11 protein-coding genes are annotated in these 12,317 nt (G+C 57.3%); 4 read left to right on the top strand and 7 right to left on the bottom strand.

Annotated features, from left to right (window positions below):
• Nucleotides 1-50: 50 nt before the first annotated feature.
• Together rpsP and ffh are read right to left on the bottom strand one after the other, a co-directional pair.
• The gene (gene rpsP / locus IEW65_RS00160; RefSeq protein WP_009724081.1) at nucleotides 51-299 is read right to left on the bottom strand and encodes a 30S ribosomal protein S16; all 249 of its coding nucleotides are present in this window, start codon (nucleotides 297-299) and stop codon (nucleotides 51-53) included.
• Between the two features lie 293 nt (nucleotides 300-592).
• Nucleotides 593-2,005 (bottom strand): signal recognition particle protein, encoded by a 1,413-nt coding sequence (ffh, locus tag IEW65_RS00155; RefSeq protein ID WP_188637510.1) that lies wholly within the window; start codon nucleotides 2,003-2,005, stop codon nucleotides 593-595.
• Between the two features lie 273 nt (nucleotides 2,006-2,278).
• Between ffh and IEW65_RS00150 the strand changes: the two genes are divergently transcribed.
• A complete protein-coding gene (locus tag IEW65_RS00150) occupies nucleotides 2,279-3,076 on the top strand; it encodes a cytochrome C assembly family protein (RefSeq protein ID WP_188637509.1) in 798 nt (265 codons plus the stop codon).
• A 102-nt stretch (nucleotides 3,077-3,178) separates the two neighbouring features.
• A complete protein-coding gene (locus tag IEW65_RS00145) occupies nucleotides 3,179-4,453 on the top strand; it encodes an HlyC/CorC family transporter (RefSeq protein WP_188637508.1) in 1,275 nt (424 codons plus the stop codon).
• Here the strand turns inward: IEW65_RS00145 and IEW65_RS00140 are convergent.
• Nucleotides 4,450-5,073, bottom strand: coding sequence for a 1-acyl-sn-glycerol-3-phosphate acyltransferase (locus IEW65_RS00140; RefSeq protein WP_422822594.1), 624 nt, complete (start codon nucleotides 5,071-5,073; stop codon nucleotides 4,450-4,452). The two genes, IEW65_RS00145 and IEW65_RS00140, sit on opposite strands and share 4 nt — an antisense overlap.
• Nucleotides 5,074-5,126: 53 nt before the next feature.
• A complete protein-coding gene (locus IEW65_RS00135) occupies nucleotides 5,127-5,741 on the bottom strand; it encodes a TetR/AcrR family transcriptional regulator (protein ID WP_188637506.1) in 615 nt (204 codons plus the stop codon).
• 190 nt (nucleotides 5,742-5,931) lie between these two features.
• Between IEW65_RS00135 and IEW65_RS00130 the strand changes: the two genes are divergently transcribed.
• On the top strand, nucleotides 5,932-6,618 hold the full coding sequence (locus IEW65_RS00130; RefSeq protein ID WP_188637505.1) for an SOS response-associated peptidase: 687 nt from the start codon (nucleotides 5,932-5,934) through the stop codon (nucleotides 6,616-6,618).
• The gene (locus IEW65_RS00125; protein WP_188637504.1) at nucleotides 6,618-9,461 is read left to right on the top strand and encodes an insulinase family protein; all 2,844 of its coding nucleotides are present in this window, start codon (nucleotides 6,618-6,620) and stop codon (nucleotides 9,459-9,461) included. The genes IEW65_RS00130 and IEW65_RS00125 overlap by 1 nt, the downstream gene beginning before the upstream one ends.
• A 13-nt stretch (nucleotides 9,462-9,474) precedes the next feature.
• Here IEW65_RS00125 and sbcB read toward each other — a convergent pair whose 3' ends face one another.
• From sbcB to minD, 3 genes are all read right to left on the bottom strand, one after another.
• On the bottom strand, nucleotides 9,475-10,968 hold the full coding sequence (gene sbcB, locus IEW65_RS00120) for an exodeoxyribonuclease I (protein ID WP_188637503.1): 1,494 nt from the start codon (nucleotides 10,966-10,968) through the stop codon (nucleotides 9,475-9,477).
• A gap of 128 nt (nucleotides 10,969-11,096) precedes the next feature.
• Nucleotides 11,097-11,348: a cell division topological specificity factor MinE gene (gene minE, locus IEW65_RS00115; protein WP_016915987.1), complete on the bottom strand. Its 252-nt coding sequence runs from the start codon at nucleotides 11,346-11,348 to the stop codon at nucleotides 11,097-11,099.
• Nucleotides 11,345-12,163 (bottom strand): septum site-determining protein MinD, encoded by an 819-nt coding sequence (minD, locus tag IEW65_RS00110; RefSeq protein WP_188637502.1) that lies wholly within the window; start codon nucleotides 12,161-12,163, stop codon nucleotides 11,345-11,347. The genes minE and minD overlap by 4 nt, the downstream gene beginning before the upstream one ends.
• Nucleotides 12,164-12,317: the final 154 nt, after the last annotated feature.

Here is a 12,317-nt window from a genome sequence, read left to right as displayed (position 1 = left end):
TGACGACCACTCCTGCTACCACAGCATCTATTCTTACGCGATCAACAGGCTTAGGCCTGTTTGCGCGCTTCTTTAACCAGCTCAGCAACACGGCCAGACAGCTGGGCGCCTTGGCTCTGCCAGTGAGTTACACGCTCAAGATCAACGCGCAGACGTTCTTCTTGACCACGGGCAACCGGGTTGAAGAAGCCGATACGCTCGATGAAACGACCGTCACGGGCGTTGCGAGAATCGGTAACAGTCAGGTGATAAAAGGGACGCTTTTTGGCGCCACCACGTGCCAAACGAATGGTAACCATACGATAACTATCCTTCGGTTGAGGTTACGAGAGTGTGAAATAACAGATCGTTATCAGAACACTCGTCATACTGTTTTCTTGGCGCGCTGCCTGCTTATATAAGCCATTGCAGCGCACTATCAGGACCTTCACTTACAGGAATCAGTGGGCGTACTAACGCACGTTTTGCCAACACCTGCACATGAAGAGGCCGCATTCTACGCAAATGCGCTCGGCTTGGAAAGCCTGACAGCCAGAAAACTCACAGGCCGTCAACCTCACCAAGCGTCTCCAAACGCGATGAACGGTAGCGCTTAACGCCAGGGCAGACCGCCACCGCCGCCCATACCGCCCATGCCACCGGGGCCGCCAGGACCACCGCCGCCGCCCATCATGCCCGACATACCGCGCATCATTTTTTGCATGCCGCCTTTTTGGCCCGCCTTCTTCATCATCTTCTGCATCTGCTTATGCTGCTTTAACAGACGGTTTAAATCAGGCACCTGCAGACCTGCACCCGCCGCGATACGGCGCTTGCGTGAGCCGTTGATGATATCCGGCTTGCGGCGCTCTTTCGGCGTCATGGAGTTAATCAGCGCCTCAAGCTTGCCCAGCTCTTTTTCAGGGCCAGGGCCTTGAGCCATCTCTGCCATTTGGCCCATGCCGGGCAGCTTGCCTAGCAAGCCGCCCATGCCGCCCATTTTCTTGAGCTGCTGAAGCTGGTCGCGGAAGTCTTCAAGATCAAAGCCATCGCCCTTCTTCACCTTACTGGCAAGCTTGGCGGCCTTGTCTTTATCCACCGTGCGCTCAGCTTCTTCGATCAGCGACAGCATGTCGCCCATGCCAAGAATCCGCGACGCGACGCGATCCGGGTGGAACGGCTCCAGGGCGTCGACTTTCTCACCGACCCCCATGAACTTGATCGGCTTACCCGTCACATGGCGAACAGAGAGCGCCGCACCGCCGCGGGCATCACCATCGGCCTTGGTCAGGATCACGCCGGTCAGGGGCAGCGCTTCATTAAACGCCTTGGCGGTATTCACCGCGTCCTGGCCGGTCATGGCATCGACAACAAACAGCGTTTCCTGGGGCGCAATGGCTTTATGCAGCGCCTGGATTTCCGCCATCATCGCTTCATCGATGGCTAGGCGGCCCGCGGTATCCACCAGCACCACATCGTGAAACTGAATCTTGGCGTGCTTGATGGCCGCGTTTGCAATATCGACTGGCTTTTGATCAGAGCGGGAGGGGAAAAAGTCGACCTGGACTTCTTTCGCCAAGGTTTCGAGCTGGTCTATCGCCGCCGGGCGATAAACGTCTGCCGAGACCACCAGCACTTTCTTCTTTTCGCGCTCGCGAAGGTAACGCGCCAGCTTGGCCACCGAGGTAGTTTTACCCGCGCCCTGCAAACCCGCCATCAGCACAACGGCAGGAGAGCCTTTTAGGCTCAGGCCTTCATTGGCCTCGCCCATAATCGCTTCCAGCTCTTGCTGGACGATTTTGACGAACTGCTGGCCCGGCGAGAGACTTTTAGAAACCTCTTGTCCCACCGCCCGCTCGCGCACCCGCTCAATAAACGCTTTCACCACGGGCAGCGCTACGTCGGCTTCCAGTAGCGCTTTACGCACTTCACGCAGGGTGTCTTTGATGTTGTCGTCGGTTAGCCGTGCTTGGCCTTTGATCGACTTCAGCGTCTGGGAAAGACGCTCGCTCAGATTCTGAAACATGGGGCCTCTGCCTCCGTCGCTGTCGCCGGGCGTATTCACCGGACGAATGTGGACGCGATTATACGCGCTCGCGGCGTGAGTCTCCATGGCCGTCAGCGTTGGCGCTCGATGGCTGTGCGACGCCGCCTTGATTGGTTATAGTAGGCAAGCCGCTCTAGAGTGAGCGGAGAATACGCTTAGGCGTCTTACTTCGAGTATCACTATTCGAATACCAAAGACGCTGTTTTAGCTCTATTTTCTCAACAACGCGCTGCAAGGCGCATGGATAGCATCATGCAGGCGCTTCCGCTCGCCACGATCGCTTTTATACTCTATGTCGCCGCTGCTATTTGGCAGGGGATGACGCTATTTCGCCGAGTGCCACCCCGCCAGGGCATGGTTCGCCTGCTGGGCGCACTAGGCTTACTGCTGCATATTCCCGTCGTGGTGCAGTTGGTAGGCGAATCGCCAGGGCTACTGCCTGGCTTCACTATTAGCGCCACGTTGCTCATGGCGGTAGCAGTGAATGTGGTGCTGGTGGCCAGTCTATTCAAGCCGGTGTTGAATGCTGGCATTGTGCTCTTTCCGCTAGCGGGCATTGCCTTGATTGTTGCCACCTGGCTACCTAGCCAGGGCAGCCATGGCGGCTTGACCCCCGGTATTTTACTGCATGCGGTCAGCTCAGCGCTCGCCTTTGCAGTACTGGCCATTGCGGCGGTACAGGCGGTGCTGGTGGGATTACAAAACAAGGCGCTGCGCCACCACCATATTCGCGGCATTGTTCAGTCGCTGCCACCGCTGACCACCATGGAACGGGTGCTGTTTGAGCTGGTATGGGCAGGCATTGTGCTGCTCACCCTGTCGATTATCAGTGGCTTAATCTTCCTCGATAACCTGTTTGCTCAGCATCTGGTTCATAAGACGGTTCTCTCACTAGGCGCTTGGGTGATTTTCACCACGCTACTGGTAGGGCGCTACCGTTTTGGCTGGCGCGGTATGCGAGCGGTGCGCTGGACGCTAGGCGGCTGTGCGCTCCTGCTGCTGGCCTACTTTGGTAGTAAATTCGTGTTGGAAATTCTGCTTAACCGCTAAGCCTGCGCGCTTGGCAGTTAATGCGTTAGTACGCGCACGCTTGACACACCACTGCCATACTTCTACAAAACGAGCTTAATACGCCATAAAGGAACTTTCGACTTGAGCGACGACTTCCCCCTGGGGTTACTGTTCGGCCTGCTAGCCTTACTCATCCTGCTGTCTGCCTTCTTTTCTAGTTCTGAAACAGGCATGATGTCGATCAACCGCTATCGGCTAAGCCACCAAGCCAACAGCGGCGACCGCCGTGCCAAACGCGTGATGCGACTGCTCACACGCCCAGATCGCCTGATTGGCGTGATCCTCATCGGCAATAACTTCGTCAATAACCTAGCGGCCTCTATTGCCACCATTATTGCCATTCACTTTTTCGGCGATGTCTCCGGCCCTGCGATCTCCACCGCGCTGCTGACCATTACCATTCTGATTTTTGCGGAAGTGACGCCCAAAACGTACGCCGCGATCAAGCCTGAGCGTATCGCTTACCCCACTTCCGTGGCGCTGGAACCGCTGCTCAAGCTGCTCTACCCCTTGGTGTGGCTGGTCAATGTGATGTCGAACGGACTGCTGCGGCTAGTGGGCGTCAAAAGCGTGGATAACGGCGGCGATAGCCTGACCCGTGACGAGCTGCGCACCGTGGTGCATGAAGCGGGCACGCTGATCCCTTACCGCCACCGGGCCATGCTGCTATCGATTCTTGACCTGGAGAACGTGACGGTGAACGACATCATGGTGCCCCGCCATGAAGTATTGGGTATCGACCTTGATGATTCGCTGGAGGATATTCTCACTCAGATCCGCACCAGCCAGCACACTCGCCTGCCGGTGTATAAGGGAGATATCAATAACATTATCGGCATGTTGCACCTACGTAACGCAGCGCGCTTTTTATCACGCAGCGAAGTCACCAAGGCAGCAATTGTTCAAGAGGCACGGGAGCCCTATTTCATACCCGAGTCCACGCCGCTGCATACCCAGCTGCTCAACTTTCAGAAGCAGAAGCGCCGCATCGGCATCGTGGTGGATGAGTATGGTGATGTAGAAGGGTTGGTGACGCTGGAGGATATTCTGGAAGAGATCGTGGGTGAGTTCACCACCGATGTTTCCGAAGATGATGAGATTCATCAGCAGGACGACGGCAGCCATGTCATTGAAGGCACGGCGAACATTCGTGAAATTAACAAGATGCTGGGATGGCAGCTACCCACCGACGGCCCTAAGACGCTAAACGGGCTGATTCTGGAGCACTTGGAGGCCTTTCCGGAAGGTCCAGCCTGCCTACAAATCGGCAATACGCGGATGGAGATTCTGGAAATCCGCGACAACCTGATTACCTCTGCACGCTGCTGGCAAAAGCTGCGCCTGCCCCGCCGTTAATCCTTATGACGCTGTTGGCAGCGCGTGATCTCGCTATCGCCCGCTGCCTTCAATGCTCTGACTCGGCTCTCTAGGTAACGCCGCAACGCCATATCTTCCACTTCATGCACAGCAATAGGCGGGCCAAAGTGCAGGCTAACTGGCGCTCGAAACCGAGAAGGCCACTTCTTGAGTGCTTTACCACCGTAATGAGAGGTCCACGACCCCCACAACCCTGCGAGCCCAGCGGGAATCACCGGCACGTTATCACGAGCGAGAATGGTCTCAAGACCACGACGGAAGGTATGAATATCGCCATCAGGGGTTAAGCGCCCTTCTGGAAACACCATCACCACATCGCCCTGACGCAGCGCTTTGCTGACTTCATCCAGCGTGCGCCGAAGTGCGCCGGGGCTATGGCGCTCTGACTCGATGGGGATAGCACCCACCAGTTGAAACCACCACTTAAGCCAGCGAGACTCAAAGATCGGCTGATCCATAACAAATCGCAGCGGCCGAGGGCTTCCGCCCCCTAATACCAGCGCATCCATAAAGCTGACGTGGTTACACACCACAAGCGCCGCGCCCTGTTTGGGCACATGTTCTTGACCGTGCACAGAGAGCCGATAGCAGCCACGCATCGCCACGTAAATCACGCGGCGCAACAGGCAACGGGTGGTGTTGATCCCCCATGTCACGTCACCGCCCCCCGGTGTCGCAATCCGGCCAATACCGTGCTCATCAGCTGCTCTAACAGCTCGTCAACCTTGAGCTGATGCCCCTGCCAATAGCCGAGTCTCTCGTTCAAACCTAACTGCACCAAACCATGGACACTGCCCCATAGGGTGCGGCCAAGGCGGCGAGCCTCCAAATCATCCAAGGCAGGCTGATACTGCTTTAACGATGTTTCCACTTGCGTGAACAGGGCTTCAATGAGGTCGCTTTGACGCTGATCCAGCTCACCTTCCTGAGCCAGCGGATAGTCGAACAGCAGTTGCCAGCGATAGCAGTCTTGTTCTGCAAAGTGCCAATAGGCGTGCGCCAGTGAACGTAGCCACGGCTCGGGGTCATCCGCAGCCAAACTGGTAATGGTATGCTGCAAACGTGCGAGGGTGTCTACGTTGACGTGCTGCAATAAATTGTTAAAGCTGCCATACAGTTTTAGCAGCGTACTGGGCGCGCAGCCCACCTCTCTAGCCAGGGCACGTAGTGATAAACCATGGACTGGCTGCTTAGCCAACCACTCATCACAAGCGTTCATGACCTGCGCGTGGAGGGCATCGGGCGCATGCTGTCTAGGACGGGCCATGGCGATCTCTTCAGGTCAACGGCAAACAGGGAAGAATGCCTCATCGCGCTTTAGCGTGAGCAAGGTATACGATAGGATACCTTACATCGAACACTGTTTTCGACACTAAAACGCGACATTTAACGTATTACTCTTCCCCTCTGCCATTTTGTACCCGCCTAATAGGCATTGCGCATTTAAGGAGATCGGCATGACGGGACGCCTACACGTGCAGCGCCTATCGCTCGCCCGCCTTGCGCCAAACCTTATGGGCACTGAACCACTTATCGAATCACCTAATTTATCGCCACGTCAGCCCGTCTCTGCGCTGCGCTTTGAACAGGGGCACATCACACATCGCCCTCTTTTTTGGGGGCTAACGCCGCCATGGCTCAAAGTGCTTGACCATGCCCCCCACTGCGCGCGGGCAGAGACACTGAATCAGCGAGCTATGTTTCATGAGGCATTTAGCGCACGCCGCTGTGTCATTCCGGTGAGCGGGTTCTATGTATGGAAACCCCAGGCCCGCAGCAAACAGCCGTTTCTTGTCACTCACGTCAACCGTACACCGCTCTTACTGGGCGCGCTGTGGTGCCGTTACCACACGACATTAACGGCCTTTACGGACTCGACAGCACTGATCAGCGTGCCCGCTAACGCCTGCTTGTCGTCACTGACCGACCGCCTACCGGTGATTATCCCGCCAGAGGCGCTATCACACTGGCTCAACCCCAACACTGATTTAGCGTCGCTAACACCACTATTGATGCCGGCACCATTGGAACTGTTGGGTGCTTTTCCGGTATCAAAGCATGTGAACAATCCCGCCTTTCAGTCACCCTCTTGCGCGCACCCAACGGGGCCAATGCTGCGCTGGACCGTGTCACAGGAGTTTTAATGTTGCGAACCACGTATGCTATTTCGCCCCGGCCTATGGGGCGGCGAGCCGCTCTCGGCCTAGCCATCAGCTTGCTATGGGCACCTGCTTCCAGTCTCTGGGCGGAAGAGAGCCCCGTGGCCGACGTCACTACGCCCACGGTCAGCCCGTTTGATGACCGCGACTATCGCGTTGTGACTCTCGATAATGGTCTGCAAGCGCTACTGGTCAGCGACCCTGATGCCGATAAGGCCGCTGCCTCCATGAACGTTCGCGTTGGCAGCGCCCAGGATCCAGACGACCTGCAGGGGCTAGCGCACTTCCTGGAGCACATGCTGTTTTTAGGCACCGAGCCCTATCCGCAATCGGATGCCTACCAGCAATATATTTCCGACAACGCTGGCTCACATAATGCCTTTACGGCACAGCAGGACACTAACTACTTTTTTGATATCGAGCCTACAGCGCTACCCGGCGCGCTGGACCGCTTTAGCGAGTTTTTCCTCTCACCGCTGTTCAACGCCGACCACCTGGAGAGCGAGCGCAACATCGTTCACTCCGAGTACATGGCGCGTATTCGCGATGAGTCCCGCCGTGAAAACGATGTGTTGAACCAGCTCCTCAACCCGGAAAACGCCACCACGGGCTTTGCGGTCGGTAGCCGTGAGACGCTCGCCAACCCGCCGGAAGGCGAAGCCACGCTGCGTGAGCGCGTCATCGACTTTTATCATCGTTATTATGACGCCAATGTGATGAATTTGGCGGTGGTCGCCCCTCAACCTCTGGATGAGCTGGAAGCCCTGGTGGTAGAGCGTTTTGCCGACATCCCTGATCGCGGCCTGAGCGTTCCTATCATTGAAGCGCCGCTGATCGACCCGGATACGCTGCCTCGCTACATTGAGCGCCAGTCATTGCAGGATCGTCGCCAGCTACGCTTCTACTTTCCGATTCCCGATCCTACTGACGAGTATCGCACCAAGCCTACTCAGCTCATTTCCCACCTACTGGGTGATGAAGGTGACGGCAGCCTGCTGGCGGCCCTGCGCGAAGCGGGCCTAGCGGATGGCCTCTCTGCGGGTGCCGGACGCGGCGATGGCAACGAGGCGCTGTTTACGGTGTCTATCAGCCTGACACCGGCAGGTGCCGAGCGCCTGGACGATATCGAAGCCACGCTGTTTGCCGCTATCGAACAGATTCGCGACGCAGGACTGGCACAATGGCGCTATGAGGAGCAGCAAAGTCTCAGCGAACAGGCCTTTCGTTTTCAGCAGCATGGCGCGCCCCAGCAAGAAGCCACTCGGCTAGCCATGAGCCTTTCGCGCTACCCGGTTGAAGATGTGCAGTACGCCGCGTACCGGATGGACGGTATGGATAGCGAGCGCCAGCAGCACTATTTAGACGCGCTAACGCCCGACAACATGCTGCGCTTTTACTCGGCACCGGATGTCGAGAGCGACACCGTATCGCCATGGTTTAACACCCAGTGGAAAGAGCAGCCGCCCACGGCCGCGGGCCAAGCGCTAAGTGGCTTGGCGCTCCCCGAGCCCAACCCCTTTATTGCCAGCGACTTGACCCTTCAGGCGGGCCAGGATGAGCAGCCTTCCGCACTCATTGAGGCTCCTACTTTCACGGCGTGGCACATGCAGGACAGCCGCTTTAACACCCCAAGCGTTGAGTGGCGGGTGAGCCTGCAGCACCCCAGCGCCAGCTACTCGGCGGAGGAAGCCGTACTAGCTCGCCTGCTGGCAGGCTGGCTCAATGACAGCTTAAACGAGTCGCTCTACCCCGCCTGGATTGCTGGGCAAGCGTTTAGCGCCTATGCCCACGCCCGTGGCATAACGCTGTCGTTCTCAGGCTGGCGCGACGGTCAAACGCCACTGATTGAGCAAGCCCTTGAGCAACTGCAGCAGGCGGATATTTCTTCTGGTGCGTTTGAGCGCGTGCGCTATCAGCTACAGCGGGAGTGGCGTAATGCGCCTCAGGCTTCACTGACCGGACAGGCCAGCCGCACCCTGGGCGAAGCCCTGCTCACGCCACAGTGGTCGACCACGGATCTACTGGAAGCCAGTCAGCGACTTGAGAAAGGGCATCTGGAAAACTTCCGTCAGCGTTTCTTAAACGGGCTCTATATAGATGCGATGGCCGTGGGCAACCTAACGGCAGAACAGGCACGCGACCAGGCAGACCTCATCCGTGGCACGCTCACACCGCGTTTGACGCGTGACGATATTCCGGCTCTTGAGCCGCTGGAGGTGAGTGAAGCGCCTGCGATCCTGCATCCTCACAGCACCCGCGAAGAGTCACTGGTGCTGCGCTATCTGCAAGGCCGCGACACCAGCATTGAAGAGCAAGCACGTTTGAGCGTGCTGGCCCAGTGGCTGGATACGCCGTTCTATCAGCAGCTACGCACTGAAGAGCAGCTTGGGTATATCGTCAATGCAGGCTACTCGCCGCTACTGGAAGCACCCGGTATTGGTTTAATCGTACAGTCACCGGATGTGGATAGTGGCACCATTGCCGAACGGATGGATGCCTTTATGGAAGCCGCAGAAGCCCGCCTTGGGGCGCTGAGCAATGATGAACTGGCCGCCCACCGCCAAGCGGTTCACGACCGTCTTCGCCAGAGGGACACTAGTCTTCAAGGCATGGCAAACCGCTACTGGCAGGCCACTGCCCTGGATGATGTCCGCTTTGACCGCCGCGCGCAGATCGCTGAGCGGGCGCTGGATGTCAGCGCAGAGGAGCTTCAAGCACTCTGGCCATCTCTGCTTTCCCATCAGTTAGACATTCGCTTCAACCCCGGCGACTCGCCCAGCGACATTGCCACTTACCGTGAGGCGCTCACCCCCTTTGACGGGCGCTAATCCACTCACCGGCTCAGGCATCAAATGCCTGAGCCGGCATCATCGCTTCCACGAACATCACCAACTCTTCCAGTATCTGCCGCTCACGATCCGACAGCGTTTGTTGGTTGTAGCGCTCAATTTCACGTGCGAATGACTTCAACGTAAAGCCCGATAGCGCCGGGTCATTGATTCGCATCCAGCGAAACGCCTCCCACTGCTCTCGCTCTTCGCCCTCTAACGTGTCGGGATAGCTGCGGGCACGAAAACGAAACAACATCTCTTCCAAACGCGGGTCTTGGAAGGCGAAGCGCTGGCCGACTAAATCCCATGGGTCCATCGCCAGCGCCCGCTCCATTTGCTGACGATCCGCTGCAGAGAAAAAGCTGCCAGAATAAAGCATTAAATCCGGGTCTTGGGGCGACTCTTCATAGCCACCGTTAAACACCTCGGTCACCTTCTGAGCCACACCGCTAGCCTCGCGCAGGGTTTTCCAGTGGCCTCGGCACGCAGCGATATCAATACCTAAGCGCGCAACAATCGCGCCGTACTCGCCCTTCTGCTCGCCCTCAACATCTCTCAGCACCGTGGCCGGGAAGACCACCGGGCAGCGGTTAATATGAATGACTTTCAGCGGAATGCGCGCCTCTCCTTCAGAGAGATCCTGCTGACTGACGAATACCCGCTCGCGGATTTGCTCGGCACTAAGCGACAGCAAATCGCCAGGGTCGACGCTTAAATCATAAACAATCACCCCATTAGGGTTGGTGGGGTGTTCTGCCAGCGGCATGACCAAGGCACTGCAGCCTCGGCTAGCGGGGTAGCGGCGAGCAATATGCAGCAGCGGCTTGGCGCTGGGCAAATCTAACTGCTTCGCCACGGCACGCTTACCGCGTAGACCCAGCAGGTAATCAAATAGTTTAGGGTTACGCGCTTTTAGAAGCCGTGCCAGCGCAATCGTAGCGCGCACATCCGACACCGCATCGTGAGCCCCTTCATGAGCAATGCCGTTGGCAGCGGTCAGGTGTTCCAGTTTAAAGCTGGGCGCACCATCCTCCCGCAGCGGCCACTCGATGCCCTCTGGGCGCAGCGCATAGAACGCCCGCACCACATCAATTAAGTCCCAGCGGGAGTTGCCGTTTTGCCACTCGCGGGCATAGGGGTCGAGCAGGTTGCGGTAAAACAGATGGCGGGAGACTTCATCATCGAAACGCAGGCTGTTGTAACCTGCCACGCAGGTGCCGGGCTCACTCATGGCACTTTGCACTTGGCGCGCAAACTCGGCTTCAGGCAGCCCACGGCGCTGTGCTTTTTGAGGGGTAATGCCGGTGATCAGGCAGGCTGCGGGATGCGGCAGATAATCATCGGCGGGCTTACAGTAAAACTCGATGGGATCGCCGATTTCATTGAGGTCGGCATCGGTGCGTAATGCAGCAAACTGAGCGGGCCGATCGCGACGCGGATCAGCACCAAAGGTCTCATAATCGTGCCAGAGAAAACTGGCAGGGGCGGCATTCGGTGGCGCCATGGATGCAAACTCCCTTGAGCGTGACAGCCCATCCATGCGCCGAGGCATCATTCGCTGGATGGGAACAAAAGCCCAAGACTAGCACACCCGCGGCGCTTCTCGCCGCCCCTCTCAGCGTCTGTTAACGGTTAGCTTTTAGGCAGCGTCACGTTAAGCTCTAACACCGAGCAGTTATCTTCGCTATCCAGCGAAATTTGAATGGCGTCGTCATCCACATGCACATAACGACGAATCACTTCGAGCAGTTCGCGCTCAAGCAGCGGCATGTAGTCAGGCTGACCACGCTGGCTACGCTGATGCGCCACGATGATTTGTAACCGTTCTTTGGCCACCGAGGCGGATTTCTTGCGCTCACGCTTCAAGAACTCCAGCAGTTTCATCGACGACTACCCCCAAACATCCTGCTCAGCAAACCCTTGCGCTGAATTTCATGAAAACGCAGCGGCATCTCTTCGCCCAGCAAACGAGACACGGTATCGGTGTAGGCTTGGCCCGCATCGCTTGAGCCATCATGAGTGACCGGCACACCCTGGTTAGACGCACGCAACACCGCTTCGGATTCAGGGATCAAACCCAGCAGGTCGATCGCCAGAATCTCACGGATATCGTCCAGGGTCAGCATATCGCCTGACGTAACGCGGGCAGGGTTATAGCGAGTAATCAGCAGATGCTCTTTTACCGGCTCTAAGCCTTGCTCAGCACGCTGCGTTTTTGAGCCTAAGAGCCCCAGAATGCGGTCAGAGTCACGCACCGAGGAGACTTCCGGATTGGTGACCACAATCGCTTCGTCGGCGTAATACATGGCCAACTGCGCGCCGCGCTCAATGCCGGCCGGGGAGTCGCACAGGATGTAGTCGAAATCACCTTTCAACTGCTCCAGGATCTTCTCTACACCCTCTTGGGTGAGCGCGTCTTTGTCCCGAGTTTGCGAGGCGGGCAAGATAAACAAGTTTTCAACGCGCTTATCGCGGATCAGCGCTTGATTCAGGCCAGCTTCACCCTGAATCACATTAACGAGGTCGTAGACCACCCTACGCTCGCAGCCCATAATCAAATCCAGGTTGCGCAGACCTACGTCGAAATCAATCACCACCGTTTTTTTGCCACGCAGCGCAAGCCCTGTCGAAATCGCCGCCGCGCTGGTGGTTTTACCGACCCCCCCTTTACCTGAGGTCACAACTATAATTTTGGCCAAGAGTCACTTCCTTCTTGAAGTCGTTCATTGCGGGCGCGATCGCGTTGCGCTGCCCGCATAACGGGAACATCAATGTCATCAAAACAACACACTGTAACGGATCGCAGCCTTGGCGTCGCTAGGCATGAAGCACTAACTGCTACTCAGTCATGTG

The sequence above is a fragment of the Vreelandella lutescens genome, from assembly GCF_014640815.1.
GTDB classification, from domain to species: domain Bacteria; phylum Pseudomonadota; class Gammaproteobacteria; order Pseudomonadales; family Halomonadaceae; genus Vreelandella; species Vreelandella lutescens.
Note: the sequence above shows the minus strand (reverse complement) of the source record. Positions and strands in the feature narration are given on the sequence as shown.

Excerpts from the sequence above, each read along its gene's own strand:
- minE (WP_016915987.1), bottom strand. The coding sequence starts at position 11,348 with ATGAAACTGCTGGAGTTCTTGAAGCGTGAGCGCAAGAAATCCGCCTCG.
- IEW65_RS00125 (WP_188637504.1), top strand. The coding sequence starts at position 6,618 with ATGTTGCGAACCACGTATGCTATTTCGCCCCGGCCTATGGGGCGGCGA.
- rpsP (WP_009724081.1), bottom strand. The coding sequence starts at position 299 with ATGGTTACCATTCGTTTGGCACGTGGTGGCGCCAAAAAGCGTCCCTTT.
- IEW65_RS00135 (WP_188637506.1), bottom strand. The coding sequence starts at position 5,741 with ATGGCCCGTCCTAGACAGCATGCGCCCGATGCCCTCCACGCGCAGGTC.
- IEW65_RS00130 (WP_188637505.1), top strand. The coding sequence starts at position 5,932 with ATGACGGGACGCCTACACGTGCAGCGCCTATCGCTCGCCCGCCTTGCG.
- sbcB (WP_188637503.1), bottom strand. The coding sequence starts at position 10,968 with ATGGCGCCACCGAATGCCGCCCCTGCCAGTTTTCTCTGGCACGATTAT.
- IEW65_RS00140 (WP_422822594.1), bottom strand. The coding sequence starts at position 5,073 with ATGCGTGGCTGCTATCGGCTCTCTGTGCACGGTCAAGAACATGTGCCC.
- IEW65_RS00150 (WP_188637509.1), top strand. The coding sequence starts at position 2,279 with ATGCAGGCGCTTCCGCTCGCCACGATCGCTTTTATACTCTATGTCGCC.
- ffh (WP_188637510.1), bottom strand. The coding sequence starts at position 2,005 with ATGTTTCAGAATCTGAGCGAGCGTCTTTCCCAGACGCTGAAGTCGATC.